The sequence below is a fragment of the Streptomyces sp. NPDC050625 genome (assembly GCF_040654755.1).
GTDB lineage: Bacteria > Actinomycetota > Actinomycetes > Streptomycetales > Streptomycetaceae > Streptomyces.
This window is the reverse complement of the sequence record NZ_JBFAIQ010000032.1, coordinates 1-26791: the sequence shown is the minus strand read 5'-3', so window position 1 is coordinate 26791 and position 26791 is coordinate 1. Positions and strand designations below refer to the sequence as shown.

The 26791-nt window shown below is 71.5% G+C and carries 26 protein-coding genes; 11 read left to right on the top strand and 15 right to left on the bottom strand.

The features are described 5' to 3' along the window. Nucleotides 1–602 precede the first annotated feature (602 nt). Nucleotides 603–1466, bottom strand: coding sequence for a hypothetical protein (locus tag AB0I54_RS39990; RefSeq protein WP_363301240.1), 864 nt, complete (start codon nt 1464–1466; stop codon nt 603–605). Between the two features lie 199 nt (nt 1467–1665). Here AB0I54_RS39990 and AB0I54_RS39985 point away from each other — a divergent pair, with 199 nt between their 5' ends. Continuing rightward, nucleotides 1666–2823: a serine hydrolase domain-containing protein gene (locus tag AB0I54_RS39985; protein WP_363301239.1), complete on the top strand. Its 1158-nt coding sequence runs from the start codon at nt 1666–1668 to the stop codon at nt 2821–2823. Nucleotides 2824–2984: 161 nt separating this feature from the next. Here the strand turns inward: AB0I54_RS39985 and AB0I54_RS39980 are convergent, their stop codons facing one another. Continuing rightward, nucleotides 2985–3983 (bottom strand): NADP-dependent oxidoreductase, encoded by a 999-nt coding sequence (locus AB0I54_RS39980; protein ID WP_363301238.1) that lies wholly within the window; start codon nt 3981–3983, stop codon nt 2985–2987. A gap of 89 nt (nt 3984–4072) precedes the next feature. Here AB0I54_RS39980 and AB0I54_RS39975 point away from each other — a divergent pair, with 89 nt between their 5' ends. Next, the gene (locus AB0I54_RS39975; RefSeq protein WP_363301237.1) at nt 4073–4510 is read left to right on the top strand and encodes a MarR family transcriptional regulator; all 438 of its coding nucleotides are present in this window, start codon (nt 4073–4075) and stop codon (nt 4508–4510) included. A 14-nt stretch (nt 4511–4524) separates the two neighbouring features. Next, the gene (locus AB0I54_RS39970; protein ID WP_363301236.1) at nt 4525–5346 is read left to right on the top strand and encodes an EI24 domain-containing protein; all 822 of its coding nucleotides are present in this window, start codon (nt 4525–4527) and stop codon (nt 5344–5346) included. On the opposite strand, the gene AB0I54_RS39965 is transcribed toward AB0I54_RS39970, so the two are convergent. Both AB0I54_RS39965 and AB0I54_RS39960 read right to left on the bottom strand, forming a co-directional pair. Then, a complete protein-coding gene (locus AB0I54_RS39965; RefSeq protein WP_363301235.1) occupies nt 5336–6589 on the bottom strand; it encodes a pyroglutamyl peptidase in 1254 nt (417 codons plus the stop codon). The genes AB0I54_RS39970 and AB0I54_RS39965 overlap by 11 nt on opposite strands. Before the next feature lie 72 nt (nt 6590–6661). Further along, nucleotides 6662–7624, bottom strand: a complete 963-nt coding sequence (locus AB0I54_RS39960) for a LysR family transcriptional regulator (RefSeq protein WP_363301234.1) — start codon at nt 7622–7624, stop codon at nt 6662–6664. A 58-nt stretch (nt 7625–7682) separates the two neighbouring features. On the opposite strand from AB0I54_RS39960, the gene AB0I54_RS39955 reads away from it, so the two are divergent. The 4 genes from AB0I54_RS39955 (at nt 7683) to AB0I54_RS39940 (ending at nt 11979) form a co-directional block, all read left to right on the top strand. Then, complete coding sequence (locus AB0I54_RS39955; RefSeq protein ID WP_363301233.1) at nt 7683–8072, top strand: RidA family protein; 390 nt, start codon at nt 7683–7685, stop codon at nt 8070–8072. 11 nt (nt 8073–8083) lie between these two features. Beyond that, nucleotides 8084–8422 carry a YrdB family protein gene (locus AB0I54_RS39950; protein WP_363301232.1) on the top strand — a complete coding sequence of 113 codons (339 nt, stop codon included), beginning with the start codon at nt 8084–8086 and terminating at the stop codon, nt 8420–8422. A gap of 56 nt (nt 8423–8478) precedes the next feature. After that, nucleotides 8479–10911 carry a glycoside hydrolase family 3 C-terminal domain-containing protein gene (locus tag AB0I54_RS39945; protein ID WP_363301231.1) on the top strand — a complete coding sequence of 811 codons (2433 nt, stop codon included), beginning with the start codon at nt 8479–8481 and terminating at the stop codon, nt 10909–10911. Nucleotides 10912–11046: 135 nt separating this feature from the next. Then, nucleotides 11047–11979, top strand: a complete 933-nt coding sequence (locus AB0I54_RS39940) for a hypothetical protein (protein WP_363301230.1) — start codon at nt 11047–11049, stop codon at nt 11977–11979. 48 nt (nt 11980–12027) lie between these two features. On the opposite strand, the gene AB0I54_RS39935 is transcribed toward AB0I54_RS39940, so the two are convergent. After that, the gene (locus AB0I54_RS39935) at nt 12028–13002 is read right to left on the bottom strand and encodes an aldose epimerase family protein (protein ID WP_363301229.1); all 975 of its coding nucleotides are present in this window, start codon (nt 13000–13002) and stop codon (nt 12028–12030) included. A gap of 10 nt (nt 13003–13012) precedes the next feature. Then, the gene (locus AB0I54_RS39930; RefSeq protein WP_363301228.1) at nt 13013–13906 is read right to left on the bottom strand and encodes an SGNH/GDSL hydrolase family protein; all 894 of its coding nucleotides are present in this window, start codon (nt 13904–13906) and stop codon (nt 13013–13015) included. Between the two features lie 255 nt (nt 13907–14161). Here AB0I54_RS39930 and AB0I54_RS39925 point away from each other — a divergent pair, with 255 nt between their 5' ends. Beyond that, nucleotides 14162–14656, top strand: coding sequence for a DUF3145 domain-containing protein (locus AB0I54_RS39925; RefSeq protein WP_363301227.1), 495 nt, complete (start codon nt 14162–14164; stop codon nt 14654–14656). Between the two features lie 84 nt (nt 14657–14740). On the opposite strand, the gene fabF is transcribed toward AB0I54_RS39925, so the two are convergent. The 5 genes from fabF to fasR form a co-directional block, all read right to left on the bottom strand. Continuing rightward, entirely contained in the window at nt 14741–16003 is a 1263-nt protein-coding gene (fabF, locus tag AB0I54_RS39920) for a beta-ketoacyl-ACP synthase II (RefSeq protein WP_363301226.1), read from the bottom strand. A gap of 107 nt (nt 16004–16110) precedes the next feature. After that, a complete protein-coding gene (locus tag AB0I54_RS39915; RefSeq protein WP_015660680.1) occupies nt 16111–16359 on the bottom strand; it encodes an acyl carrier protein in 249 nt (82 codons plus the stop codon). 105 nt (nt 16360–16464) lie between these two features. Continuing rightward, nucleotides 16465–17496 carry a ketoacyl-ACP synthase III gene (locus tag AB0I54_RS39910; protein ID WP_363301225.1) on the bottom strand — a complete coding sequence of 344 codons (1032 nt, stop codon included), beginning with the start codon at nt 17494–17496 and terminating at the stop codon, nt 16465–16467. 23 nt (nt 17497–17519) lie between these two features. Next, complete coding sequence (locus AB0I54_RS39905) at nt 17520–18431, bottom strand: ACP S-malonyltransferase (protein ID WP_363301224.1); 912 nt, start codon at nt 18429–18431, stop codon at nt 17520–17522. A gap of 89 nt (nt 18432–18520) precedes the next feature. Further along, nucleotides 18521–19726, bottom strand: coding sequence for a fatty acid biosynthesis transcriptional regulator FasR (gene fasR / locus AB0I54_RS39900; protein WP_363301223.1), 1206 nt, complete (start codon nt 19724–19726; stop codon nt 18521–18523). 72 nt (nt 19727–19798) lie between these two features. Here fasR and AB0I54_RS39895 point away from each other — a divergent pair, with 72 nt between their 5' ends. Next, the gene (locus AB0I54_RS39895) at nt 19799–20485 is read left to right on the top strand and encodes a pirin family protein (RefSeq protein WP_363301281.1); all 687 of its coding nucleotides are present in this window, start codon (nt 19799–19801) and stop codon (nt 20483–20485) included. A 108-nt stretch (nt 20486–20593) separates the two neighbouring features. Here AB0I54_RS39895 and AB0I54_RS39890 read toward each other — a convergent pair whose 3' ends face one another. Continuing rightward, nucleotides 20594–21415 carry a serine hydrolase domain-containing protein gene (locus tag AB0I54_RS39890; protein ID WP_363301222.1) on the bottom strand — a complete coding sequence of 274 codons (822 nt, stop codon included), beginning with the start codon at nt 21413–21415 and terminating at the stop codon, nt 20594–20596. A gap of 74 nt (nt 21416–21489) precedes the next feature. On the opposite strand from AB0I54_RS39890, the gene AB0I54_RS39885 reads away from it, so the two are divergent. Next, nucleotides 21490–21954 carry a MerR family transcriptional regulator gene (locus AB0I54_RS39885; protein WP_363301221.1) on the top strand — a complete coding sequence of 155 codons (465 nt, stop codon included), beginning with the start codon at nt 21490–21492 and terminating at the stop codon, nt 21952–21954. A gap of 7 nt (nt 21955–21961) precedes the next feature. Here AB0I54_RS39885 and AB0I54_RS39880 read toward each other — a convergent pair whose 3' ends face one another. The 3 genes from AB0I54_RS39880 to AB0I54_RS39870 form a co-directional block, all read right to left on the bottom strand. Further along, nucleotides 21962–22813: a DUF4429 domain-containing protein gene (locus AB0I54_RS39880; RefSeq protein WP_363301220.1), complete on the bottom strand. Its 852-nt coding sequence runs from the start codon at nt 22811–22813 to the stop codon at nt 21962–21964. Between the two features lie 66 nt (nt 22814–22879). Beyond that, nucleotides 22880–24097, bottom strand: a complete 1218-nt coding sequence (locus AB0I54_RS39875) for an alpha/beta hydrolase (RefSeq protein WP_363301219.1) — start codon at nt 24095–24097, stop codon at nt 22880–22882. Nucleotides 24098–24180: 83 nt separating this feature from the next. Next, a complete protein-coding gene (locus tag AB0I54_RS39870) occupies nt 24181–24807 on the bottom strand; it encodes a TetR family transcriptional regulator (protein WP_363301218.1) in 627 nt (208 codons plus the stop codon). Between the two features lie 66 nt (nt 24808–24873). Between AB0I54_RS39870 and AB0I54_RS39865 the strand changes: the two genes are divergently transcribed. Further along, nucleotides 24874–26502, top strand: coding sequence for an MFS transporter (locus AB0I54_RS39865; RefSeq protein WP_363301217.1), 1629 nt, complete (start codon nt 24874–24876; stop codon nt 26500–26502). Nucleotides 26503–26791 lie beyond the last annotated feature (289 nt).

The following is a 26791-nucleotide window of genomic DNA, read 5'->3' as shown; positions in this document are numbered from 1 at the left end:
CCACGCCGCCGGGGTCCTGTTGGCGTCTGCTTCGAGTGCGGGTCGGTCGGCTGCTGCTGCGGCAGCGAGCTGGGTTCGGCGCTGTCGGGGATGGCGATCGCCTGGTCGGTGACCACCCCGCCGGGCCTGTCGGCGTCTGCTCCGAGCGCGGGTCGGCCGGCCGCCGCTGCCGCAGGCAAGCGGGCTTCGGCACCGCCGGGCCCGGCGACCGCACGGTCGACGACTACCTGAGCCGCGGCTGACGACACCCGCCCGGCCGCGGCCCCGGCGACATCGGCCCCGGCCGGGGCCCCGGCGGCACCCGGCCGGTCGCGGCCTCGACGGCACCTGCTCCGGCCGCGGCCCCGGCGACATCCGCCCCAGCCGCGGCTCCGGCGAACCCGCCCGGCCGCGGCCCCGGCAACATCCGCCCCAGCCGCGGCTGCGACGGCACCCGCCCCAGGCACGGCTGACGACACCCGCCCCTGCCGTGGCCTCGACGGCACCCGCGCCAGCCGCGGCTGACGGCACCCGCCGCTGCCGCGGCCCCGACGACACCCGCCCCGGCCGCAGGTCCCCCGGCGTTGCCCTCGGTGTTTCGTTCTGCGAATCGAGCGGAGCGGCTACGCAGGGGTGACCGCCACGACCACCCCCCGGTCGGCCGCCGGATTCGCCGCCGCCGATACCCGTACCGCTGCCGCGCGGGCCACGCGGCCCGTGTGGGTTGCCGTTGACAGGAGGAGGGGCTGGAGGTGTTCCAGCGCGGCGACCAACAGTTCCTCGCCCGCTATCAGCAGCGGGCGGGCCGCCGTCGTCGTGGCCGCTGCCGCCTCGGTCAGGTCGGCCAGGGGCGGCAGCGTGGCGCGGACGACGCTCACGCCCGCCTTGGCCGCCCGCTCCGCCAGGGCCACCTGGAGGGGCATCAGGGGAGCCACCGCCGCGGTGAGGGCGTCCGCGATGCGGCGCAGCTCGGGGGAGGAGTCCCGCAGGACCTCGGCCGCCGCACGGAGCACCGGGGTGAGTGCCAGGAGGACACCCGCTCCCAGGCCCGCCGCCGCGGGCAGCAGCGGGGACATCGCCTCGGCCAGCTCACCGACCGCCGCGGCCACCTCCTCCACGGCCGGCTCCACCGCGTCCAGTACCGGCAGCAGGCTGTCGCCGAGGGCGGCGAGCAGGGCCTGGGCCGGTTCGCTGACCGGGTGCACCGCCAGGGGCGCGCCGCTCGTGCCCAGCCGGGTCAGCGTGTCGACGATCCGGTAGAACGCCTCCTGCGCCTGCGGTGACGCACTCGCCTCCGCCAGCTCCGCCGTGGTCTGCCGTAACACCCGCAACAGCTCGGTGCCCGAACCGTCCCGTGGATCCAGGGTGTTGATCGCGATTCTGGTGATGTTCCCGGCCGTGTCCAGGAGTTGGCCGGTGATGTCGGTGGTGCTGCGTGCCATGCGCAGCATGTCGTCCCTGCTGGGGAGTGAAGGAATCGTCGCCATGGGCCCCCGCCTCTCCTCGGCCCGCGTCTCGCGTGCACCCGACCCCAGCATGCCCCGTGGGCCCCCTGCGCCATCGGCCATCCGGGGCATCGGTGACACCGAGACCCCCCTTGTTGCTGTTGAGTCGAACAGGTACGTCTCGCCGTACCGATCTCTGCACGGTGGGAGCAGTGAGCAGCGGCTCGGTTGAGGAGAGCGGATGACACAGGAGATCACCGTCCACGGCACGGTCGCCGACGGCTTCGAGCAGGTGCGTGAGGAGTTCGCCGCGTTCGTCGCGGGTGAACGAGCAGACTACGAAGGTCAGTTGTGCGCGTACGTCAACGGGCGCAGGGTCGTCGACCTGTGGGCGGGGCAGGACGCCGACGGGGATTCCCTCTACGGCGTGTTCTCCTCCACCAAGGGCGCCGCCCATCTCGTGGTGGCGATGCTCGTGCAGGACGGCACACTGGAACTGGACCGCAAAGTCACCTACTACTGGCCCGAGTTCGCGGCGGAGGGCAAGGGCTCACTGACCCTGCGCGACCTGCTGGCGCACCGGGCGGGCCTGGTCGGCACCGACTCCGGCTTCACACCGGCGGAGCTGGCCGACGACCGCGCGATCGCCGAACGCCTCGCCGACCAGCGGCCGTTCTGGCGGCCGGGCACGGCCTTCGGCTACCACGCCCTGGTCATCGGCGCGCTCACCGGCGAGGTCGTACGGCGCGCGACGGGCCGTACGATCCAGGAGCTGCACGAGGAGCGGGTCCGCGCCCCCTACGGCCTGGACTTCTACCTGGGCCTGCCCGCCTCCCGCGAGCCGCGCTTCCGCACCACCCAGCCGATGCTGCCGACCGCCGAGCAGCAGTCCCTGCTCGACGCGCAGCCGAGCGGGCCGCACACCCTCGCGTCCATCGCCTTCAACGGCCATGCTCCCGAGCCGACCGACCTGGAGTCCCTCCCCAACGACCGCCTGATCCGCGCCAAGGGCCCGGCATCGGTCGGCGGGGTCGCCTCGGCACGTGGGCTCGCCGGGCTGTACGCGGCGATGATCAGCGAGGTCGACGGGAAGGCACCGCTGCTGAAACCGGACACGGTGGCGGAGTTCGGCCAGTTCCACTCCGTCGGCCACGACCTGGTGGCGCGGGCGCACAGATCGTTCGGCCTCGGCTTCCAGGCGACCGCCGACACCTGGCACCCGTTCCTGGGCGCCGGCGCGATCGGCCACAGCGGCGCGGCGGGCTCCCAGTCCTTCGCCGACCCGCGCACCGGCCTGGCCTACGGCTACACCCGCCGCCGCTTCGCCTTCCCGGGCGGCGCGGCCCCGGAGAACGACCGACTGGCGAGAGCCGTGCACCTGGCAGCGCCGGCCGGCTGAGCGGGCCCCGGAGGGGCGCGGGGACTGCGCGATCAACCCACGACAACCCGCACTCGGGAGCTCGCCGCACCCGGCAGACGGAAGGCCGCACCCCCGTCCTAGGGTGCGGCCTTCCGCCGCATGCAGCGGCAGGCCCCAAGCCGGCTGCTACAGCCCGGCTCCTACAGCTTGACGATCATCTTCCCGGTGTTGTCGCCACGCAGGACCCCGAGGAACGCCTCCAGGTTGTTCTCGATGCCCTCGACGACGGTCTCGCGGTACTTCAGCCGGCCGGAGGCCACCCACGGGCCGACCTCGGCCACGAACTGCGGCTGCAGGTCGTAGTGGTCGCCGACCAGGAAGCCCTCGATGCGGCCGCGGGTCTGGATGAGCCGGGCGAGGTTCCTCGGGCCGGGGGCCGGCTCGGTGTTGTTGTAGACGGAGATCATTCCGCAGACGGCGATCCGGCCGCCCTGGTTCAGCGACCCGATGGCCGCCTCCAGATGGTCGCCGCCGACGTTGTCGAAGTAGACGTCGATGCCGTCCGGAGCGGCCTCACGCAGCTGCTCGGCCACCGGGCCGTTCTTGTAGTTGAAGGCGGCGTCGAAGCCGTACTCCTCCACCAGCAGCTTGACCTTCTCGTCGGACCCGGCGGAGCCGATGACCCGCGAGGCGCCCTTGAGCTTGGCGATCTGGCCGACCTGGCTGCCCACGGCACCCGCGGCGCCGGAGACGAAGACGCTGTCGCCCTCCTTGAAGGAGGCGGTGCGCAGCAGACCGGCGTAGGCGGTGAGGCCGGTCATACCGAGGACACCGAGATACGTCGACAGGGGCGCGGCAGCGGGGTCGACCTTGACGGCGTTCTTCGCGTCCATGAGCGCGTACTCGCGCCAGCCGAAGAAGTGCAGGACGTGGTCGCCGACCGAGATCCCCTCGGCGTCGGAGGCCACGACCTCGCCGACCGCGCCGCCCTGCATGACCTTGCCCAGCTCGAAGGGGGCCGCGTACGACTTGGCGGCACTCATCCTTCCGCGCATGTAGGGGTCGACCGAGAGGTACTTGTTCCGCACCAGCACCTGGCCCTCGCCCGGCGTCGGGACCTCCGTCTCGACCATGGCGAAGTCCTCGGGCTTCGGCCAGCCGACGGGACGGCTGAGGAGGTGCCATTCGCGGTTGATCATGACGGTGCCTTTCCGATTTGTTTCAGTACCTGAAACAACCATGCTCCTGAATATTTCATGATGTCAAGTAACCGGGTACTCTTGAGGGCATGTCCACCCCACAGAAGACCTACCGCCCCGACCGGCTGACCATGGAGGTCGTCGAGCTGATCGGGGACGTCGTGGCCCGGTTCTACGCGGACTACGAGGAAGCGGCGGGTGAGCACGCGCTGACCGGGGCGCAGGCCCGCCTGCTCAGCCTGCTGTCCCTGGAGCCGCTGCCGATGCGCAAGCTCGCGCAGAAGCTCAAGTGCGAGCCGTCGAACGTGACCGGGATCGTGGACCGTCTGGAGTCCCGCGGCCTGGTCGAGCGCCGTCCCGACCCGGCCGATCGCCGGGTGAAGCTGGCAGCCGCCACCGACGAGGGCCGGCAGGTCGCCCAGGACCTCCGCGACGGCCTGCGCTTCGCCCGCGAGCCCCTGGCCGGCCTCTCCGACGAGGAGCGTCAGTCCCTGCGGGACCTGCTGCGACGCATGCTGGACGGATAGGTAAAGTTTTCGCCATGCGTGATCTCGGGGCGGGGTTCGGTTATCTCCTGAAGGGCCAGCGCTGGGTGGCCCGGCACGGCAAGCAGTACGGCTTCGGCCTCGTGCCCGGCCTGATCACCCTGGTCCTCTACGCGGCGGCGCTCGTCGCGCTGGCCGTCTGGGGCGAGGACGTCGTCGGCTGGGCCACGCCCTTCGCCGACGACTGGTCGAGCCCCTGGCAGGGGCTGTTCCGTGGCTTCCTCACGGCGGTGCTCTTCGCCCTGGGCCTCCTGATGGCCGTCCTCACCTTCACCGCGATCACCCTGCTGATCGGCCAGCCCTTCTACGAGAACCTCTCCGAGAAGGTCGACCGGGACGTGTCGCCCGACGGCACGGCACCCGAGTCGGGCCTGCCCCTGTGGCGCGAACTGTGGATCTCGGCCCGGGACAGCCTCCGCGTCCTGATCCGCGCCGCCGTCTGGGGCGTGCTGCTGTTCGCCCTCGGGTTCCTGCCGTTCGTCGGCCAGACGGCCGTACCGGTGCTCGGGTTCTTCGTCACCGGCTTCTTCCTCACCGAGGAACTCGCCGGCGTGGCCCTGCAACGCCGGGGCGTCGAACTGCGCGCCCGCCTCACCCTGCTCCGCTCCCGCAAGACCCTGGTCTGGGGCTTCGGCACCCCCCTCGGCCTGGCCTTCCTGGTCCCGTTCGTCGCGGTCTTCCTGATGCCGGGCGCGGTCGCCGGGGCGACGCTGCTGGCGCGGGACCTGCTGGGCGAGGAAACCGACGAGGACGAGGACGAGGACGCGGACGCGGACCAGGGCACCGGCGACACCGAGGGGGAGCAGATCACCTCCTGAACGCGGCGTCCGCCGCCACCGTCACGATCGACCGCACCTGGTCGATGATGTCGAGCCGGTTCCGCACGAACTCCGGGTCCGTGACCGTGCCGGACGCCGGGTCGGTGTTTCCGGTGCCGAACTGGAGCACGGGGGTGTGGACATGGCCGCCGGGCAGGCTGTCGTGCAGGCCCAGACGGTCCCTCAGCAGCGTCGCGCGGTAGGCGATCTCGTTGGAGAGGTAGTCGCCACCCCCGCCGGCGCGGGCCGTCGAGCCGGGGGTCGGGCCGTCCGCCCGTACGACGGGAACGGTGCCGCCCGCCGGGATCTCGGTCACCTCAGTGTGGTCGTACACGGGGAAGCGGCCGGTGCGCGCGGCCACGATCGCCGCGTAGGGCAGCGTCGTGGTCGTCCACTGCGGCTGCGAGGCCGGGTCGGTGACCGGGACCGCCTCCGTCCGGCCGACGTTGTCGTTGTCGGGGAAGCCGCCCCGCCAGGCCCCGTTGGTGCGCTCGATGTCGAAGCGCCCGGCCCGGCCCTGGCTCACGGTCGTGAAGAGATCGACCTTCGGCAGGTACGGCCGAAGCGTCCGCTCCACGGCACCGTCCGTGAAGTCCTGCCAGCGCACCGGGAACACGGCCGTCTCCACGCGCGCCGGACCGTCCGCCGTCTCGATCACCGTGCCGTCGAGCGCGAGCGCGGTGGCCCCGGACGGGTTGGAGATACGGATGTCCCGGTCGAGGGTGAACGGGTCGAAGCCGGTGACCAGGATGCGCCGGACGCCCTTGCCGTGCGGATAGCGGATGTCGGTCTCACCGCGTGAGGTCCGCTCCAACTCCGAGAGCAGCGACGAACGTTGCGCCTCCGACAGCCCGAACTCCTGCTCCCACGTCCGCACTTCCCGGGTCATCCCCAGCCGGGCCCAGTACAGCGGCCGGTCGTCGTCCCGGCTGAGGTCGCCGCCCACGGGCCCCCGCCCCTGCGCCCGCTCGACCGCCCGCCGCCACAGCGCCGATCCCGCCCGTACGACGAGGCGCCGGGCCTGGGCGTAGGAGTGCGCGGAATCGAGCGCACGGGCCAACTCCGGGGCCACGGTGTCGAATCCCGAGCGCCGCAGGATCTCCTGGGGCACGGCCCGGTCGAGCCGCTGCTCCTCGACGGTCGGCGCCGGGGCCGTGCCGGCGGACGCCGTCGTCGTGGGGGCCGCCAGCCCCGCCATCAGGGCCAGTCCGAGGACGCCGATCCGAACACGTAAAGAATTCAAGGGAGTTCGAGTCCTTCCATCGCTGCAGGCGCTTGGTGCGGGACGGCGGAAGTATCGCGTGACGGGTGTGGTCTACGCCATGGTGCCTGGAGGGCCCGGGCGGTCCGGGATGCCTGGGATCCTCGCCGCCGCCTCCCGCAGGGCCGTGAGGAACGCCTCCGTGGCCGGCGTCGGTGTCCGTCCCCGTACCGTCGCCGCGTACACCGCCCGCGCGGGGGCGCCCTCGTCGAGGACGGGCACCAGGGCCACGTCCGGCCGTACGGAGGCGGCGGCCAGCGCCGGGACCAGGGCGACGCCCAGACCCGCGGCGACATACCCCTGCTTGGCCGTCCACTCGGCGACGACATGTGCCACGCGCGGCCGGAAGCCCTGCCGCAGGGCCGCGTCCAGGAGGGTGCCCTCGGGGCGGGGGCCGCCGGATATCCAGTCGGCGTCGGCGAGCACGCCCAGCCGCACCGGCGCGCCCTCACGGGCCAGCGGATGGCCGGCCGGGACGGCGACGTACAGGGACTCGTCGAGGAGACGGTGGAGTTCGTACGCCTCCAGCGGCGCCCGGCCGGTCGTGGAGACCACGGCCACCTCCAGGTGCCCGTCCGCCAGCCGGTCCAGCAGCCCCGGCGTCAGCCCCTCCTCACGGGTGACCCGGACACCGGGGTACCGGGCCCGGAAGGCGGCCAGGGCATGCGGCACCAGCGCCGCGTCGGCGGAGGGGAAGGCGCCGAACCGCAGCCGCCCGGCGGCCCCTTCGCGCAGCGCGGCCAGCTCGCGCCCGGCGCCGTACAGCGCCCCGGCGACGGTCTCGGCGTACGGCACCAGGATCCGCCCGGCCTCCGTCAGCCGTACCCCGCGCGGCAGCCGGTCGAAGAGCGGACCGCCGCCCAGCGCCGCTTCCAGCGAGGAGATCTGCCGGGACACCGCGGACTGCGTCCAGCCGAGCGTCCGCGCGGCCGTGGTGAACGAGCCGTGCCGGGCGACCGCCAGGAACACCCGCAGCCAGACGGTGGAGAGGTCCGGATCGTGATGCGCATTCGGCATGCCGGCCATGCTAGACACTCGCTTGTCGCATCACGGGGACGCACCTAGCGTCGACGCCATGCAGATCACCCTGGGCAGTCCCGCCTCCGCACCCCAGCCCCTCAACGCCTACTACTCCCAGGTCGCGAGAGTCGAACACGCCGACGGCAGCGCCCTGTTGTTCCTCTCGGGGCAGATCGCCGAGGGCACGACCCTCGCCGAGCAGACCCGGGGCGTCTTCGAGACGATCGAGGCACTGCTGAAGGCGCACGGCGCGACCCTGGCGGACGTCATCAACATCCGCACGTATCTGACGGACATCTCCCGGCTCGACGAATACGGCGCCGTACGAAGGGAGTTCCTCACCGGGACCGCGCCCACGAGCATGACCTTCGAGGTGCCCCGGCTGTTCCGCCCTCAGGCCCTGGTCGAGATCGAAATCGTGGCGGCGGTGCCCGGAGGCAGGTGATACTGCCGCGCATGAAGACAGCGAAGGCCGTGAACCTGGGCGTCCTGTTCCTGATAGAACTCGGCGCCCTCGCGGCCGCCGCACACTGGGGCTTCACCCGGGACGCGGCCACCCCCGTGCGATGGCTGCTCGGACTCGCCGCGCCCGCCGTACTCGTCGTGCTCTGGGCGCTGTTCGGCTCGCAGAAGGCGTCGTACAAGACGCGCGGAGCGGTCCGCGTCGGCTTCGAACTGCTGTGGTTCGGGGCCGGGGTGCTCGCGCTGTTCGCCGCCGGGGCGGTGGGCTGGGGGATCGCCTTCGCGCTGCTCTGCGCGGTCAGCAAGGCGCTGGCGGTCGTCTGGCGGCAGTGACCGGCTGATGGACACGATGGGAGGTACCCAGCGGACTTCGACGAGGAGGTACCACCGTGGCGGAGACTGGCAATGCCCGAGCGGACGCGGCCCGTGAGGCCGTCGTGGAGGCCGCCCTCCGACGGCTCGACCTGGACGCCAAGACCCGCCTCCTGGCGGGCCAGGACATGTGGACCCTGCCCGCCCTGCCCGAGATCGGCCTGAAGTCCCTCGTCATGTCCGACGGCCCGATCGGCGTCCGGGGCGTGCGCTGGACCGCCGACGACCCGTCCGTCGCCCTGCCCTCCCCGACCGCGCTCGCCGCCACCTGGGACCCGGAACTGGCCCGCCGCGCCGGTGTCCTGCTCGCCCAGGAAGCCCGCCGCAAGGGCGTACACCTGCTCCTCGCCCCCACCGTCAACCTGCACCGCTCCCCGCTCGGCGGCCGCCACTTCGAGGCCTACAGCGAGGACCCGTACCTCACCGGGCGGATCGGCACCGGCTATGTGACCGGCGTGCAGTCCGGCGGCGTCGGCACCACCGTCAAGCACTTCGTCGCCAACGACGCCGAGACCGACCGCTTCACGGTGAACAACCTGGTCCCCGAACGCGCCCTGCGCGAGCTGTACCTGGCCCCCTTCGAGGCGATCGTCGAGAACGCCCGCCCCTGGGGCGTCATGACCGCCTACAACTCGGTCAACGGCACGACGATGACCGAACACCACCACCTGGTCAACGAAGTCCTGCGCGGCGAATGGGGCTTCGACGGCCTCAACGTCTCCGACTGGACGGCGGCCCGCTCCACCGTCGCCGCGATCGAGGGCGGCCTCGACGCCGCCATGCCCGGCCCGGTCACGGTGTACGGCGAACCGCTCGCGCGGGCCGTCCGCGCCGGACAGGTGTCCGAGGCCACGGTCGACACGGCCGTACGGAACGTGCTGCGGCTCGCCGCCCGCGTCGGCATCCTGCAAGGCGCCGAACCGGCCGTCACCGAACTGCCGGCACCGGTCGACGCAGAGGCCCTGGCCCGCGAGATCGCCCGCCGCTCCTTCGTCCTCGTCCGGAACGAGCGCGGCGTTCTGCCCCTGGCGGCCGGCCGGAAGGTGGCCCTGATCGGCGCCGCCGCCCGTGACGCCCGCATCCTCGGCGGGGGCTCCGCGACCGTCTTCCCGGCCCGGATCGTCTCCCCGCTCGACGCCCTCACCACGGCCCTGCCCGAGGGCGGGCTCACCTACGCCGTCGGAGCCGACCCGAGCACCGAACTCGCCGTCGGCGAGCGCGGGTTCGCGCTGCGTGCCGTCTGCCGGGACACCGAGGGCCGGGTCATCGGCACCGGCACCGCCCCGGGCGGCCAGATCCAGTGGACGGGCTCCGACCTGCCCGAGGGCGTCGGCTTCGACACCCTGCACACCGTCGAACTGACCGGCACCTACACCCCGCGCGAGACCGGCGAGCACACCTTCGGCATCAAGGGCCTGGGCGCCTTCACACTCACGATCGGCGGCACGACGTACTACGAAGACGTCCAGCACCCCACCGGCGACGACCCCTTCGCCGCCGTCTTCGGCACCCCGGTGCCCCGCGCCCGGGCCGAACTCACCGCGGGCGAACCGGTGGACGTCTCCCTCACCCACGTCGTGACCCACTCCGGCAGGCGCCCCTTCAAGAGCGTGGTCTTCGCCCTGGCCCACCAGGATCCCCGCCGCGACCCGGACGAGCTGATCGCCGAGGCCGTCGAGGCCGCGCGCGACGCCGACACCGCGGTCGTGGTCGTCGCCACCACCGAACGGGTCGAGTCGGAGGGCTTCGACCGCCGCGACCTGCGTCTGCCCGGCCGCCAGGACGACCTGGTCCGCGCGGTCGCCGCCGCCAACCCCGACACCGTCGTGGTCGTCAACTCCGGCTCCCCGGTGGAACTGCCCTGGCGCCACGAGGTCGCGGCCGTGCTGCTCGGCTGGTTCCCCGGCCAGGAGGGCGGCGCGGCCCTGGCCGACGTGCTGACGGGGGCGCACGAGCCCGGCGGCCGGCTGCCGACCACCTGGGGCTCCCTGGCCGACGCCCCGGTCACCCGGGTCGCCCCGGACCACGGCGAGCTGCCCTACACCGAGGGCGTGTTCATCGGCCACCGCGCCTGGGAGAAGGCGGGCCGCACCCCGTCGTACGCCTTCGGGCACGGCCTCGGCTACACCGAATGGACGTACGAGTCACTGGAGGTCGAGGGCACGAACGTGAAGGTCCGCGTCCGCAACTCCGGGGCGCGGGCGGGCCGGGAGGTCGTGCAGGTCTATCTGGCGCCGACCGAGCCGGACGCCCATCGCCCGGCCCGTTGGCTGGCCGGATTCGCGGGCGTCGAGGCGGCGCCCGGCGAGAGCGTCGAGGCGACCGTCGAGATCCCGCGCCGCGCCTTCGAAATCTGGGACGACTCGTGGGTGTCTGTGAAGGGTTCGTACGAGATCACAGTGGGGCGCTCGATCATCGACCGCCGTCTCACAGCCACGACTAACGTCTGATCCGGGACAAGTCTCCCCATGAGCAGCCCCGGTCCGGGACCTGACCCCTGGGCCGGGGCTCGTGGCCCCAGAGGCGGATGTGGCAGACTCCCGGGCCGCAAGCACCGGAACACACCGGTTCGGGGGAGAGACATCATGTATCCAGGTCAGCAGCAACCGGGGCCGTACGGCGGCCAGCAGCAGCCGGGCCCGTACGGCGGTCAGCAGCCGTACCAGCCGTATCCGCCCCAGCAGGGCTACGCGCCGCAGCAGCCGTACCCGCCCCAGCAGCAGCCGTACCCGGCCCAGCAGCAACCCTATGCGCCCCAGCAGCCGTACCCGCCGCAGCAGCCCTACCCGCCGCAGCCCCAGCCGCCCCGGCAGAGCCTGGGCGAGGGGCAGATGCGGCTCGATCCGAATCTCACGCCGGGGCAGCGCGAGCTGGTGGTGAAGATCCAGCAGAAGGCCAAGTTCCTCGCCTACGGCTTTGTGCTCGGTGTCCCGCTGACCTTCGGCGGCGCCCACTACGGCATCACACACAGCCCGGTCGGCTTCGCGGGTGCGGCCGTCGGGCTGGTCCTCGTGGCCGTCGGCGCCCTCGCCCTGACGCAGATGCAGGCCCTCAAGCGGCAGCTGCGGCTGATCACCCCGGACGCCTGGCGCTCCCCGGCCGCCCATCTGCCCGGCGCCCGCAAGGCCGCCACGCAGGCCGCCTACATCAACGGCCTGCTCGTCCTGCTGTCCTTCGGCGCGGCGGGCTATCTGCTGGTCAAGGGCGCCGAGTGGGGCGCGTACGGCAACTCCTTCGGCTTCGGGGCGCTGATGGGAGGCGCGTGCATCCCGCTCGGCATGGGCGTCGCCGCCGCCACCACGATCCCGCAGCTGCTCCGGGTGATCCCGGCCGGCGCCAAGGTCGGCCGGAGCCTGTACTCGATCATCTTCGTGCTGGCCACCACGGTGACCGGCGAGGGCATCAAGGGCGGGGCGCTCCCCCCGATCGCGATCGGCGGTTCGACCCTGCTGGTCTGCGCGGGCGCCATGGCCCTGCTGGGCAGGGCTGCCAAGCGGATGCGCGGGGAGGCCGGCTAGGTCCGGCCGGGACGTGTGTCACCGGAACGTGTGTCACCGGGACGTGTGTCAGTCCCGGACGCCGAATCCGTACACCGTCTCCGACCGGTACACCGCGCCCGGCCGCAGCTGGGCGCTGGGGAACTGCGGGCGGTTGGGGGAGTCCGGGAAGTGCTGGGTCTCCAGGGCGATGCCGTCGCACGGCTCGAACGGGTCGCCCAGATGGTCCGCCGTGTAGACCTGGATGCCGGGCTCGGTGGTCGCGATCGTCAGCAGCCGCCCGGACGCCGGGTCGTGCAGCTCGGCGACCTCCGCGGGCGCCTCGGTCACCCCCTTGTCGAGCACGAAGTTGTGGTCGTAGCCGGAGCCGACCTTGCGTGCCGTGCGGAAGTCGAAGCGGGAGCCGGTCACGTCCCGCAGCTCGCCCGTCGGGATCAGACCCGGGTCGACCGGGGTGAACCGGGAGGCGGCGATCCGGAGTTCATGGCCGCCCGCGTGGCCCGAGCCGGCCAGGTTGAAGTAGCTGTGGCTGGTCAGGTTGACCACGGTCGGCTCGTCCGTCACCGCCTCGTAGGAGATCCGCAGCGCACCCGGCTCGTCGAGGGTGTACGTCGCCGAGACCTCCAGCCGGCCCGGGAAGCCCTCCTCGCCGTGCGGGCTGACCCGGGTGAGGCGCACGCCGTGCTCGACCGGCCGCGCACTCCAGACGCGCTTGTCGAAGCCTTGGCCGCCGCCGTGCAGGGAGTGGGGTCCGTCGTTCGGCTCAAGCGCGTACGTCAGACCGTCCAGCGGGAAGCGGGCGTTCCCGATCCGGTTCGCGTACCGCCCGACCAGGGCGCCGAAGTACGGCTCGGGGTGCGCCAGATAGCCGTCGAGGCCGGCGAACCCCAGCACGACGTTCGCCGTCCGTCCGTCCCGGTCCGGGACCTCGACGGACTGCACGATCCCGCCGTACGTCAGGACCCGCACCCGCACCCCGGCGCGTTCCAGCGTCCAGCGGTGCACCGAGGTTCCGTCGGAAAGTGTGCCGAAAAGTTCGCTCATGTGGGAAACCCTAGGTGACGGGATCGGCCGCGGTGACGGTGCGGTACGCGATGGCCGCGAGCCGCGCCTGACCGTCCGCGCTCGGATGGAACCAGTCCCAGTGGCTCAGTTGGTCGGTGCCGAACTCGTAGTCGTAGACCGCGCCCCCGTCGAAGCGGCAGCGGCGGTCCTTCGCGCAGACCTCCTTCAACACCTTGTTGTAGGCCTCCACCCGCTGCTGCACCTTCTCCCGGCGCAGGGTCGCCGCCGCGGCCAGGTCGTCCGCGTCGCTCAGCATCGACGGGCAGATGCCGAGCTTCCACACCTGCTTGCCCAGCGGGTTCGTACGGCCCTGCGACCACAGCCGCTTCAGGTTCGGCACGCTCGCCACATACACCTGCGTCTTCGGCAGGGTCTCGCGCAGTTTGCTCATCGCCTCCTCGAACTGGGCGCGGAAGTCGTCCACCGGGGTCATCGCCGAGGCCCTGGCCCGGCAGGCGTCGTTGGCCCCCGCCATCACCGTCACCAACTGGGGTCTGCGGGTGGCCGCCTGTGCCATCTGGTCGGGCAGGTCGGCCATCCGGGCCCCGGTCACCGCGTAGTTCCAGCTGTTCTCGGCCGCCTTCTCGCGCCCCAGCAGCCGTACCGCCAGGCTGTCGACCTGGGTGCTGGTGCCGGTCGCCCAGGACACCTCGGGGCAGTCGGAGAGCACCGCGCACGCGTCGAAGCCACGGGTGATGGAGTCGCCGACGGCGGCGATCGAGGACGGGCTGCGGTTCCACACCGGGGCCGCCCGGGTGGCCCGCGCCTTCGTGACGTCCGGCGCGGGGGAGTCGTCACCCACCGCGTCGCAGCCGGCGGTGCCCAGGCCGGCCGCCAGCAGGACGGCGAGGACGGCCCGTGAACGCCGGCGTCGGTTTCGCATGCCCTGGTCCATCCCCTTGTCGTGCCGTCATGGTCCCCAACCCATAACAACGCGCGAGGGTTCCCGACGGGCGGCATGCAACGGCTCACACCCGTACAAGCGTCCCCCTGGGTGAATGGCGGGGTTTCCTGGCACCGGGACCGACGGTACGTCACACTCCTTGCGCCGACGCACGGTAGCCTCGCCATCAACGCGGCCGTCGCGCCACTGTCGCCGGCCAGTCCGCAAGATGTCCCGCTCTGCCCGGAGGTTCCGGTGACGACACGTGGAGTTCTGTACGTGCACTCCGCTCCGCGCGCGCTGTGCCCGCACGTCGAATGGGCCGTCGCCGGGGTGCTCGGCACCCGGGTCAACCTCGACTGGATCCGGCAGCCCGCGGCACCAGGCACCTGGCGTTCGGAGTTCTCCTGGCAGGCCGAGGCCGGCACGGCCTCCAAGCTGGCGTCCGCGCTGCGCGGCTGGCACCTGCTGCGGTTCGAGGTCACCGCGGAGCCCTGCCCGACCGCCGAGGGCGAGCGCTACAGCTGCACCCCCGAACTCGGCATCTTCCACGCCGTCACCGGCATCCACGGCGACATCCTCATCCCCGAGGACCGGCTCCGCGCGGCGCTGACCCGCTCCCAGCGCGGTGAGACGGACCTGGAGGCGGAGATCGCCAAGCTCCTGGGCAAGCCGTGGGACGACGAACTGGAGCCGTTCCGGTACGCGGGCGAGGGAGCCCCGGTGCGCTGGCTGCACCAGGTGGTCTAGGAATCCGCCGCACACGAAGTACCCGTACACGAGGAAGGGCCCCCACCACCCGGTGGGGGCCCTTCACTTGCGTACCGGCGTTTCTCAGATCGTCCGGAACGCCAGCACCACGTTGTGCCCGCCGAAGCCGAACGAGTCGTTCAGCGCGGCGATACGGCCCTCGGGCAGCTGACGCGCCTCACCGCGGACCACGTCCGCGTTGACCTCCGGGTCGAGGTCGCCGACGTTGATGGTCGGCGGGGCGAGGCGGTTGGACAGGGCCAGGATCGACGCCACGGTCTCGATGCCGCCGGCGCCACCGAGCAGATGGCCGGTCATCGACTTGGTCGCGGAGATCGCCATGTGGTCGACGTCGTCGCCGAACACCTTGCGCAGGGCCTTGATCTCGGCGACGTCGCCCTGCGGGGTCGAGGTGGCGTGCGCGTTGACATGCACGATCTCGGCCGGCTTGAGGTCGGTGTTGTCGAGCAGGTTCTGCAGCGCGTGCGCGATGCCGTTGCCGGACGGCTCGGGCTGCGTGATGTGGTGACCGTCGGACGAGATGCCCTGGCCGACGGCCTCGACATAGATCCGGGCACCGCGGGCCTTCGCGTGCTCCTCGGACTCCAGGACGATCACGCCGGCGCCCTCGCCCATCACGAAGCCGTCGCGGCCCGAGTCGTAGGGACGGGACGCGCCCTCGGGGTCGTCGTTGTTCTTCGACATCGCCATCATGTTGCCGAACGCGACGATCGGCAGCGGGTGGATGGCCGCCTCGGTACCACCCGCGACGACGACGTCGGCGCGGCCGGTGCGGATCATCTCGATCGCGTAGCCGATGGCCTCGGCGCCGGAGGCGCAGGCCGAGACGGGGGTGTGCACACCGGCGCGGGCACCCAGCTCGATACCGACGTTGGCCGCCGGGGAGTTGGGCATCAGCATCGGCACGGTGTGCGGGGAGACACGGCGTACGCCCTTGTCCTTCAGGACGTCGTACTGGTCGAGGAGGGTCGTCACACCACCGATGCCGGAGGCGATGACCGCGCCCAGCCGGTCGGGGTTGACGGACGTGTCCTCGCCCGCCCTGGCGGTGAAACCGGCGTCCTTCCAGGCCTCCTGAGCGGCGATCAGCGCGAACTGAGCGGACCGGTCCAGCTTGCGGGCCTGCGGGCGGGGGAGGATCTCGCCCGGTTCGACGGCGATCTGCGCGGCGATACGGACCGGCAGTTCGGCCGCCCACTCCTGCTCCAGGAGGCTGACGCCGGACTTGCCGGCGACCAGGGCCGCCCAGAACGAGGCTGCGTCGCCACCCAGCGGTGTGGTTGCGCCGATACCGGTGACGACCACGGTGCGATTGGTCGGGCTCACGGGAATTCTTTCTCCAACGGATACGGGAGGACTACCCCCGCGTCAGCGGGGACTACGGCGCCACCGCCGGGTGGCGGGGCCTTGCAGCCTCAGGCTTGAGGGGTGACTCAGGCCTGGTGCTTGAGGATGTAGTCGGTGGCGTCACCGACGGTCTTCAGGTTCTTGACGTCCTCGTCCGGGATCTTGACGTCGAAGCGCTCTTCGGCGGCGACGACGACCTCGACCATGGACAGCGAGTCGACGTCCAGGTCGTCGGTGAAGGACTTGTCCAGCTGGACGTCCTCAACCGGGATGCCGGCGATCTCGTTCACGATGTCGGCGAGACCGGCGACGATCTCTTCCTGAGTGGCGGCCATGTCAGGCGCTCCTTCTTAGATATCCAGACGGTGTTTGGCGCCCGCCGCGTGAGCGGCAGGTGTTTGCGGTTCCCGCACCGGATCGCATGATCCGGCACGGAGTGCCTAGGGGAGGGTAACGACCGTGGCGGCGTAGACGAGACCCGCCCCGAATCCGATGACGAGCGCGGTGTCGCCGCTCTTCGCCTCGCCGGTCGCCAGAAGCCGCTCCATCGCGAGCGGAATCGAGGCTGCCGAGGTGTTGCCGGTGGTGCGGATGTCACGGGCGACCGTGACGTGCTCCGGCAGCTTGAGGGTCTTCACCATCGAGTCGATGATCCGCACGTTGGCCTGGTGCGGGATGAAGACGTCCAGGTCGTCCGCGGTGATCCCGGCCGCGTCCAGCGCCTGCTGGGCGACCTTCGCCATCTCGAACACGGCCCAGCGGAAGACCGCCTGGCCCTCCTGGGTGATCGCGGGGAACTTGATGTTGCCCTCGCTGTCCAGGGGCAGTTCGGCGAGGTCGCCGACCCGGTAGCGGTCCCAGGTGATCGTCTGCCTGATGGTCTCGGCCTTGTCGCCCTCGGAGCCCCAGACGGTCGGGCCGATACCCGGCTCCTGCGCGGGGCCGACCACGACCGCGCCCGCGCCGTCGCCGAACAGGAAGGCCGTCGCGCGGTCCTCCAGGTCGGTCAGGTCGGACAGCCGCTCGACGCCGATGACGAGCACGTGCTCGGCAGAGCCCTCGACGATCATGCCCTTGGCCAGGGTCAGGCCGTAGCCGAAGCCCGCGCAGCCCGCCGAGATGTCGAACGCGGCGGCCTTGGCCGTGCCCAGCTTGTCGGCGATCTCGGTCGAGATGGCCGGGGTCTGGCTGAAGTGCGAGACGGTCGAGACGACCACGGCGCCGATCTGCTCGGCGGAGATGCCCGCGTCGGCGATCGCCTTGCCGGAGGCCTCGATCGCCATCGCGGCGACGGTCTCCTCCGGGCCCGCCCAGTGCCGGGTCTCGATGCCGGAGCGCGAACGGATCCACTCGTCGGACGAGTCGATCCTTTCGAGGATCACCTCGTTGGGCACCACACGGGTGGGACGGTAGCCACCGACACCGAGGATGCGCGCGTACGGGGCGCCCTTGCTGGGCTTGATCTTCGACATGATTCGGTACGGCTCCTTAGGCGTCAGGCGTGCTCGGCGATGAGCTCGCGGGCCGCGTCGAGGTCGGCGGGGGTCTTCAGGGCCAGCGTCTTGACGCCCGGCAGGGCGCGCTTGGCCAGGCCGGTCAGTGTGCCACCGGGGCAGACCTCGATGAGCGCGGTGACGCCGAGCCGCTGGAACGTCTCCATGCACAGGTCCCAGCGAACCGGGTTGGCGACCTGGCCGACCAGGCGCTCCAGCACCTCGGCGCCGGCGGCCACGGTCCTGCCGTCCTTGTTGGAGACGTAGGTGACCTTGGGGTCCGCGGGCGCGAGGTCCGCGGCGGCCTTGGCCAGCGTCTCGACCGCGGGGGCCATGTGGTGGGTGTGGAAGGCGCCCGCGACCTTCAGCGGGACGACCTTGCGGACGCCCTCGGGCTTGTCCTCGTTCAGCGCGGCGAGCTGCTCCAGCGTGCCCGCGGCGACGATCTGACCCGCCCCGTTGATGTTCGCCGGCGTCAGCCCCAGCTTCTCCAGATGCGCGACGGACACCTCGGGGTCGCCGCCCAGCAGCGCCGACATGCCGGTCTCGGTGATCGCCGCGGCATCGGCCATGGCCAGCCCGCGCCTGCGTACGAGACCCAGCGCGGCGGCCTCGTCCAGCACGCCCGCGAAGGCGGCGGCGGTGATCTCGCCGACGCTGTGGCCCGCGACCGCGCCCGGGGCAATGTCACCCAGTGCCGTGGCGGACAAGATCCCGGCGGCGACCAGCAGCGGCTGGGCCACCGCGGTGTCGCGAATGGCGTCCGCGTCGGCCTGGGTTCCGTAGTGGACGAGGTCCAGTCCGATGGCGTCCGACCATGCGGCGACGCGGTCGGCGGCACCGGGGAGGTCGAGCCAGGGAGTCAGGAAGCCGGGCGTCTGGGCGCCTTGGCCGGGAGCGACGAGTACGAGCACTCTCACACTCTCTCTTGGGGACGGCCGCGGCCGCCCGTGGGGACAGGGACGAAGAACACGAAGGGGTTTTGTGGGGCCCCGACAAAAACCTAGGGTTGAGGATCTCCATCTGCCAGACGCCCCAGGATGAGCGCGATCCGCAGCGTGAACGCGGATCGTACATCGGATGGCGACCAGCCGGTGACGTCAGTCACACGTCGAAGCCGGTAGCGCACGGTGTTCGGGTGAACGAAGAGCATCCTCGCCGCACCCTCCAGGCTGCTCGCCTGCTCCAGATAAACACTCAAGGTTTCCAGGAGCGCCGATCCGGCCTCTTCCAGTGGTCTGTAGATCTCCTCCACCAATTGCTCACGGGCGCTCGGATCGCCCGCGATGGCCCGCTCCGGAAGGAGATCGTCCGCCAGGACCGGCCGGGGCGCGTCCTGCCAGGCGGAACACGCCTTCAGGCCCGCGGCCGCGGCCTGCGCGGACCGCGTCGCGGCCAGCAGATCGGACACGACGGGCCCCGCGACCACCGGTCCGGCGGCATAAGGCCCGATCAGCGACTTGGCGACGGCCAGCGGATTGTCGTTGCCGCCCGCGATGACCACGAGCCGGTCCCCGAGCACCCCGGTGAGCACCTGGAGCTTGGCGTGCCGGGCGGCCCGCCGGATGGCCTCCACCGTGAGCTCGGAGTCACCGTCCGGCGCGGTCCCCAGCACCACGCACACATGCTCGGGCGAATTCCAGCCAAGGGCGGCGGCCCGGCTGACGGCGCCCTCGTCGGCCTCACCGCTGAGCACCGCGTTCACGACCAGCGACTCCAGCCGGGCGTCCCAGGCACCGCGTGCCTCGGCGGCCTGCGCGTACACCTGGGCGGTCGCGAACGCGATCTCCCGCGCGTACACCAGCAGCGCCTCGCGCAGCACGCCCTCGTCCCCGGGAGCGGCGACCTCGTCGATCGCGCTCTCCATGACCTCGATGGTGGTGCGCACCATCTCCACGGTCTGCCGCAGGGTGATGGCCCTGGTCAGCTCGCGCGGCGCGGTGCCGAAGACGTCCGTCGAGATGGCCTGCGGGGCGTCCGGGTGCCGGAACCACTCGGTGAAGGCGGCGATGCCCGCCTGGGCCACGAGCCCGATCCAGGAACGGTTCTCCGGTGGCATGGCCCGGTACCACGGCAGGGTCTCGTCCATGCGCGCGATCGCCTGGGCGGCGAGGCTGCCGGACGACTTCTCCAGCCGCTTCAGGGTCGCGGAGTGCGCATGGATGTCGTGCGTTGCGTGTTCGGGCTTGCGGGTTTCGGGTTCGGGCACGGGACAAGACTGCCTTATCCGGACGGGAGCGTGCGTCGCCGGGTCGGGACCGCGGACTACGGTGGTGCCGTGATGGACGTACGGCGCGCCGCGGAGCGCTACCGAGGGGGAGACCCCGACGCCGGGATCGACTCCCGCCACGCCTTCTCCTTCGGCCCGCACTACGACCCCGGGAACCTGCGCTTCGGCGCGGTCATCGCCTGCAACGAGGAGCGGCTCGCACCCGGCGCCGGATTCGACGAGCACCCGCACAGCCACACCGAGATCGTCACATGGGTGGTCGAGGGCGAGCTGACGCACCGCGACTCACAGGGCCACGAGACGCTGGTCCGCCCCGGAGACGTGCAGCGCCTCAGCTCGGCGGGTGGCGTCCGCCACATCGAGCGCAACGACGGCGACGTCCCGCTCACCTTCGTGCAGATGTGGCTGGCCCCCCTGGACCCCGGCGGCGACCCGGCCTACGAGATCGTCCGCGGCATCGCCGACTCCACCCCGTACGCCGTCCCCGAGTCCGGCGCGATGCTCCACGTACGCCGCCTGGCCCCGGGGGAGCGAACGGCGGTACCGGACGCGGCATACGTGTACGCCCACGTGGTCCGCGGCGAGCTCCGGCTGGCCGGGGAGGAACTGGGCCCGGGGGACTCGGCCCGGATCACGGACGCGAAGGACGCGGAGGCAGTGGCGGTGACGGAGACGGAGCTGCTGATCTGGGAGATGGCGGGACTTTCCAACCCGTCTGGGGGTACCCCCTGCTCGTAGAGCTTGGGGGAGTTTGAGGACGAGGCCGTTCAGGCCGAAGCGGGGGTCTGGGGGCGGCAGCCCCCAGGGACGGGAAGGGTAGGGGCGGCGGGGGCGAAAGACGCGACCTCAGCCCCGCAACTCCGCGAGCACCGCATCCGTGAACACCGGCCACGCCTCGACAGCCCAGGACCCGAACGCCCGATCCGTAAGTGCAACCCCCGCCACCCCCACAACCGGGTCGATCCACAAAAACGTACCGGATTGTCCGAAATGCCCAAACGTCCGAGGTGAGGACGAACCCCCGGTCCAGTGCGGAGACTTGCCGTCCCGGATCTCGAAGCCGAGCCCCCAGTCGTTCGGATTCTGATGCCCGTACCCCGGCAGAACACCCTTCGTCCCAGGGAACTGCACGGTCATCGCCTCCGCGACGGTACGCGGATCCAACAACCGCGGCGCCTGCACCTCCGCCCCGAACCGCAGCAGATCCTCGACCGTGGAGACACCGTCCTTCGCCGGCGACCCCTCCAGCGAGGTCGACGTCATGCCCAGCGGCTCCAGCACGGCCTGCCGCAGATACTCCGCGAACGGAATGTCCGTCGCCTTGGCGACATGGTCCCCGAGCTGTTCGAACCCGGCGTTGGAGTACAGCCGCCGCTCCCCGGGCGGCGCGGTCACCCGGTGCTCGTCGAAGGCCAGCCCGGAGGTGTGGGCGAGCAGATGACGGACCGTGGACCCGGGCGGCCCGGCCGGTTCGTCGAGCTCGATCGCCCCCTCCTCGTACGCCACGAGCGCCGCGTACGCCGCGAGCGGCTTGCTGACCGAGGCCAGCGCGAACCGCTGCCGGACGGGACCGTGGCTCCCCAGTACCGCACCGTCGGCCCGTACGACCCCCGTCGCCGCGGTGGGAACGGGCCAGCTCTCGATCGAAGTGAGACTCTTCAACGACATGCTGCCGAGCCTAAGCGACTTCTTACCGGGTTCCGGTTGCTTGGAGTGCACTCAAAGGCCATAGCGTGGGGACCATGACGGTGATGCAGACCTCGCCCGTGGCCACCGAGCAGACTTCGAACCCCGTGGACATCTGCGCCGCGCCGCCCCGGCGGCATCCGCGGCCCGACGGTCAGGACAGCTACACGATCAGCGAGGTCGTCGCCTTCACCGGACTGACCGCCCACACCCTGCGCTGGTACGAGCGGATCGGGCTGATGTCCCACATCGACCGCTCGCACACCGGCCAGCGCCGCTACAGCAACCGCGATCTGGACTGGCTGGACTTCGTGAGCAAGCTGCGGCTGACCGGCATGCCGGTCGCGGACATGGTCCGGTACGCGGAGCTGGTGCGCGAGGGCGAGACCACCTACGCCGAGCGGCACGAGCTGCTGGAGTCGACCCGCAGGGATGTGCTGGCCCGTATCGCCGAACTCCGGGACACGCTCGCCGTACTCGACCGGAAGATCAGCTTCTACGCGAGCGGAAGCACCGTGTAGCGCCCGGCTAGAGCTCCGCCAGCAGTTCGGCCTTCTTCGTCGAGAACTCCTCGTCCGTGACCAGCCCGGCCCGGTGCAGCTCCCCGAGATGACGGATCCGCTCGGCGATGTCCGCGGGGTCGCGCCGGCCCGCCGTGGCCGGCACCGCCGCCCCCGGCCCCCGCGCCCGCACCGCCGCCAGGACGGCCGCGGCGAAGGGCAGCGACTCGTGCACGGGACCGTAACCGAGGCCGAAGACGACCGTCGCCGGATCCTGGTCCGGCTGGGCGGGCTGCTCGACGGCGGAGTCGCGGTGCAGGAGCCTCAGATGACCTTCGAAGACCTCGGGCGAGCGCCACTCGACGCCGCTCAGGCCGGCGACCGGGAAGCTCTGGTCGCCGGCCTTCCACTTCGCCGAGGAGGCGCCGGTCCAGGACCACCGGAACTGCACGGAGGACCCGTCGAAGGACGCCTTGCCGTCGTACGCCTTGAAGTGCCGGGGAGCCTCGGGCGCGCTGACCAGATGGCGTTCCGCGGGCCCGGACTCGGTGAGCTGCGCGCGCAGTTCGTCGGCGTAGTACTCGGCGAGGGTCTCGCGCTCGGCGGGCAGGACCAGCCGGTAGGGGTCGGAGCCCTCCTTCAACTGCCCGGCCGCCGCCTCCATCAGCGGATCCGCGCCGGGGCGGGGCTCGGCCCGCAGTACGACGGTGCCGCGTTTGCCGACGCCGAGCGTCACACCCGAGAGCGCGGCGAGCGGGACGCGCCGTTCCCCAAGGGCCTGGAACAGCTTCGGTGTTCGAATCCCGCGTTCGTAGCGGATGAGCACAGAGTCGGACTCGAACTCCCAGGCGGCATGAAATCCGGCCAGTACATCACCCATGCGGCTCATCGTATGCGGCACGCGCTTTTTCGTCCCCTCCCCGCGCAGACCGCAGTTCCTGCGCCTCTACGCGCGTCCTGCCGTGTCGGTGCCGGACAAACCCTCCCGGCACACGTCGACATCGTGCGCACACGTCACCGCGCGGTACGCGCCAACACCGATGTCGGCGAAGTTCCGCAGGCTGTCCGTGCCCGGCTCGAAATAGCCGCTGTGTCCCTGCGCGTCCCGCGCCGACAGCACCCGCGCGCCGAACGCCTTGGACACCGGATCGGCGCCGTGCCCGAGGCCGCCGACCTCCAGGTAGGGCACGTCCTGGACCCAGTCGGTGGCGTCCCGCATCGCCCACACCCGCGCGGAGGTGCCCAGGTGCGCGGCATCGGAGACCCGCATACCGGGGCTCGCGGCCACGGCTATGTCGGCCACCCGGTCCGGCATCGCGTGCGCGGCGACCCCGCAGACCACGGAGCCGTAGCTGTGGCAGAACATCGACACGGGCGCGCTGCCGGGAAGCGCGCGCAGCAGGGCGTTCAGCCGTACGGCGCCGTCCTCGGCGCGCATCGCCGTGGCCGCGTCCACGCCGAGCCCGTTGGGCGCGGTGTAGTCGGCCCAGGCGATCACGGCCGTACGGGTCGTGGGGCTCGCCGTGCGCTCGGCCGAGTACAGAGCCTCGGCCATGCCGGCCGTCGCCGAGTACTTGCGGTTCGTCTTCTGGAAGGTGAGCAGATCGGTGTCGACGCCGGGGACGACGACCGAGATCCGCTCGGCCTCGTCCAGGTTCCCGAACACCTCGGCGATCCGGCCCGTGCCCTCGGGATCGAAGGAGAGGATCTGGCGGCCGCCGGACATCAGCGACTCGTAGCGGTGCATACGACGGCCCGCCTGCTGCTGTCCGGCCGGGCTGAGCCGGCTGTCGTGCATGCGCTTCTTCTCGACCTTGCGCGCCTGCTTCATCGCGAGGTGATTGGCCTGGTAGCGCAGTTCGACGGGGGCGCCGTTCATATTGCCGACCGCGAGCGGGTAGCGGTGCGCGAGGCGGCCGCGCTCCTGCTCGGTGAGCGAGGCGAAGAAACGGGCCAGCCGGGCGGGGGACGCGTCCGGGTCCGGCAGGCCGTGGCCGTGGAAGCGGCCGTGCTCCCACTTCGTGAGCGAGGCCTGGAGAGGGGTCGTCTCCCGGTGGGTGCGCAGGGCGGTCCAACCGGTGGTCGCGAGCATCACGAACACGACGCCCAGCGCGAGCAGCGCGCGCCAGACGTTGAGTTGCGGGGAGGTGTCGAAGGAAGTCACTGGGAGGACACACTAGGAGAACGGGAGGGTCTCGCGGTAACCGAGTGACAGGGATCACGTTTCAAGCGCACGTGACAATGGCCTCAGTCCTTCCGCCAGCTCCCGACGAGCGCGGGTCCCACCTGATCGAGGTGGGCGGCGGTGAGTTCGCGGATCGCCCCGATGCTGGCGTCGTCCCCCACGGACCAGGCGCGTTCGGTGACCCGGATCACCGCGCCGAAGACGGCCACCACGAGCCGCGGCCGCGGGTCCGCGTCGACGTCCAGGCCCTCGCGTTCGGCGATGATCCGCGCGATCTCCTCCTCCAGCTCCGCCGAGCGCCGCAGATGGGCGGCGAGCAGGGCGGGCGTCGCCTCGATCAACCGGTAGGCACGCATGTGGAGTTCGACCGGGACGACCTGTTCGACGGCCTCCTCGATGGTGTCCCAGCTCTCCAGCACGGCCCGGCGCAGCGCCTCCAGCGGGGCCTCGTGCGGCGGGCGTTGGCGCACCGCCTCGACGTAGTGCGACTCGGCGAGCCGCGGCACGAAGAAGGCCACGTCCTCCTTGCTGGCGAAGTAGCGGAAGAACGTGCGCTGCGACACATCGACGGCCTCGGCGATCTCGTCGACGGTCGTCTCCTCGTAGCCCCGGGTGGTGAACAGTTCGAGCGCGGAGCGCAGCAGTGCGTCCCGGGTGCGCTGCTTCTTGCGTTCGCGCAGTGTTTCCATATGTGTCAGTTACCGACTTGTGATTTGGTTTGTCAATTGTCAGTGGCTGTCACTAGCCTCGAAGGCATGACTAGTCAGACCACCATCGACACGACGGGGTCGGGGGACAGGGCGGAGAAGGTTCCGTCCGCCCCGTCGGACCCGGTCCCGGCCGCGGGACTGCGCGGCCACCCCTGGCTCACCCTCATAACCGTGGCCGTAGGGGTCATGATGGTGGCCCTCGACGGCACCATCGTGGCCATCGCCAACCCGGCGATCCAGAAGGACCTCGGCGCCACCTTCGCGCAGGTCCAGTGGATCACCAACGGCTACTTCCTGGCCCTCGCGGTCTCCCTGATCACCGCGGGCAAGCTCGGTGACCGCTTCGGCCACCGGCAGACCTTCCTGATCGGTGTGACCGGCTTCGCCGCCGCCTCGGGCGCCATCGGCCTGTCGCACAGCATCGCCGCGGTCGTCACCTTCCGCGTCTGCCAGGGCCTGTTCGGCGCGCTGCTGATGCCGGCCGCGCTCGGCCTGCTGCGGGCCACCTTCCCGGCCGAGAAGCTCAACATGGCGATCGGCATCTGGGGCATGGTCATCGGCGCGTCCACCGCGGGCGGTCCGATCCTCGGCGGTGTCCTGGTCGAGCACGTCAACTGGCAGTCGGTGTTCTTCATCAACGTGCCGGTCGGCCTGATCGCCCTGGTCCTGGGCGCCCTGATCCTCCGCGACCACCGTGCCGACAACGCCCCGCGCTCCTTCGACCTCCTGGGCATCGCCCTGCTCTCCGGCGCGATGTTCTGCCTGGTCTGGGCGCTCATCAAGGCGCCGGCCTGGGGCTGGGGCGACGGCAGGACCTGGGCGTTCATCGCCGGATCGGTGCTGCTCTTCGCCGTCTTCTCCTTCTGGGAGACGAAGGTCAAGGAACCCCTCATCCCGCTGGGCCTGTTCCGTTCGGTCCCGCTGTCCGCGGGCGTGGTCCTGATGGTCCTGATGGCGATCGCCTTCATGGGCGGTCTGTTCTTCGTGACGTTCTACCTCCAGAACGTCCACGGCATGAGCCCGATCGACGCCGGACTCCATCTGCTGCCCCTCACCGGCATGATGATCGTCGGTTCGCCGCTCGCCGGCGCGATGATCACCAAGCTGGGCCCGCGCATCCCGCTGGCCGGCGGCATGGTGGCCACCGCCGTCGCCATGTACGGCATGTCCACGCTGGAGACGGACACCGGTAGCGGTGTGATGTCGCTCTGGTTCGGCCTGCTGGGCCTCGGCCTCGCGCCCGTCATGGTCGGCGCGACCGAGGTCATCGTCGGCAACGCCCCGATGGAGCTGTCCGGTGTGGCCGGCGGTCTCCAGCAGGCGGCGATGCAGATCGGCGGCAGCCTCGGTACGGCGGTGCTGGGTGCCGTGATGGCCTCCAAGGTCGACAGCGACCTGCGGGGCAACTGGGCCGACGCGGGGCTCCCGAAGCTCACGCCGACCCAGCTCGACCAGGCCTCGGAAGCGGTCCAGGTCGGTGTCGCGCCGGTGGCCAAGGGCACTCCGGATGTGATCGTCGCGAAGATCACTTCGGTCGCGCACGACACCTTCATCTCCGGCATGAGCCTGGCGTCGCTGGTCGCCGCGGGCGTGGCGGCCGTGGCCGTGCTGGTGGCACTGCTCACCAAGCGCGGCGAGAACGCCGACGCGGGTGCGGGCGTGGGCCACATCTGAGTTCGCCCATCAGGGTGACGCGACTGAAGATCCCCCACCTCCGGCACGCACCGCAGTTCACAGTGGGTCAGGCCCTCCGCAGGGAATGGAGGACCCCCGGACTGCGGCGCGCTGCTGGAGGGGGGCAGCGCGCCCGCAGGGGCCAGGGCATGTTCTAACGGTGTCCCTCGTAGCTGCGGGCAATCGTGCCTCCCCCAAGCTCTTCGAGCAGGGGGGACCCCCAGGGCGGCACGGGTGGGCGATGGGGGTCCCCCCTGCTCGAACGAAGTTGAGAGCTTGGGGGAGGCAC

What these genes read in the sequence shown, in the direction of transcription:
- AB0I54_RS39915 (WP_015660680.1), bottom strand. Translation starts at nt 16,359, where the DNA reads ATGGCCGCCACTCAGGAAGAGATCGTCGCCGGTCTCGCCGACATCGTG.
- AB0I54_RS39880 (WP_363301220.1), bottom strand. Translation starts at nt 22,813, where the DNA reads ATGGGTGATGTACTGGCCGGATTTCATGCCGCCTGGGAGTTCGAGTCC.
- AB0I54_RS39940 (WP_363301230.1), top strand. Translation starts at nt 11,047, where the DNA reads ATGTATCCAGGTCAGCAGCAACCGGGGCCGTACGGCGGCCAGCAGCAG.
- AB0I54_RS39935 (WP_363301229.1), bottom strand. Translation starts at nt 13,002, where the DNA reads ATGAGCGAACTTTTCGGCACACTTTCCGACGGAACCTCGGTGCACCGC.
- AB0I54_RS39890 (WP_363301222.1), bottom strand. Translation starts at nt 21,415, where the DNA reads ATGTCGTTGAAGAGTCTCACTTCGATCGAGAGCTGGCCCGTTCCCACC.
- AB0I54_RS39955 (WP_363301233.1), top strand. Translation starts at nt 7,683, where the DNA reads ATGCAGATCACCCTGGGCAGTCCCGCCTCCGCACCCCAGCCCCTCAAC.
- AB0I54_RS39910 (WP_363301225.1), bottom strand. Translation starts at nt 17,496, where the DNA reads ATGTCGAAGATCAAGCCCAGCAAGGGCGCCCCGTACGCGCGCATCCTC.
- AB0I54_RS39865 (WP_363301217.1), top strand. Translation starts at nt 24,874, where the DNA reads ATGACTAGTCAGACCACCATCGACACGACGGGGTCGGGGGACAGGGCG.
- AB0I54_RS39895 (WP_363301281.1), top strand. Translation starts at nt 19,799, where the DNA reads ATGGACGTACGGCGCGCCGCGGAGCGCTACCGAGGGGGAGACCCCGAC.
- AB0I54_RS39960 (WP_363301234.1), bottom strand. Translation starts at nt 7,624, where the DNA reads ATGCCGAATGCGCATCACGATCCGGACCTCTCCACCGTCTGGCTGCGG.
- AB0I54_RS39950 (WP_363301232.1), top strand. Translation starts at nt 8,084, where the DNA reads ATGAAGACAGCGAAGGCCGTGAACCTGGGCGTCCTGTTCCTGATAGAA.
- AB0I54_RS39930 (WP_363301228.1), bottom strand. Translation starts at nt 13,906, where the DNA reads ATGCGAAACCGACGCCGGCGTTCACGGGCCGTCCTCGCCGTCCTGCTG.
- AB0I54_RS39980 (WP_363301238.1), bottom strand. Translation starts at nt 3,983, where the DNA reads ATGATCAACCGCGAATGGCACCTCCTCAGCCGTCCCGTCGGCTGGCCG.
- AB0I54_RS39970 (WP_363301236.1), top strand. Translation starts at nt 4,525, where the DNA reads ATGCGTGATCTCGGGGCGGGGTTCGGTTATCTCCTGAAGGGCCAGCGC.
- AB0I54_RS39990 (WP_363301240.1), bottom strand. Translation starts at nt 1,466, where the DNA reads ATGGCGACGATTCCTTCACTCCCCAGCAGGGACGACATGCTGCGCATG.
- AB0I54_RS39870 (WP_363301218.1), bottom strand. Translation starts at nt 24,807, where the DNA reads ATGGAAACACTGCGCGAACGCAAGAAGCAGCGCACCCGGGACGCACTG.
- AB0I54_RS39885 (WP_363301221.1), top strand. Translation starts at nt 21,490, where the DNA reads ATGACGGTGATGCAGACCTCGCCCGTGGCCACCGAGCAGACTTCGAAC.
- AB0I54_RS39985 (WP_363301239.1), top strand. Translation starts at nt 1,666, where the DNA reads ATGACACAGGAGATCACCGTCCACGGCACGGTCGCCGACGGCTTCGAG.
- AB0I54_RS39975 (WP_363301237.1), top strand. Translation starts at nt 4,073, where the DNA reads ATGTCCACCCCACAGAAGACCTACCGCCCCGACCGGCTGACCATGGAG.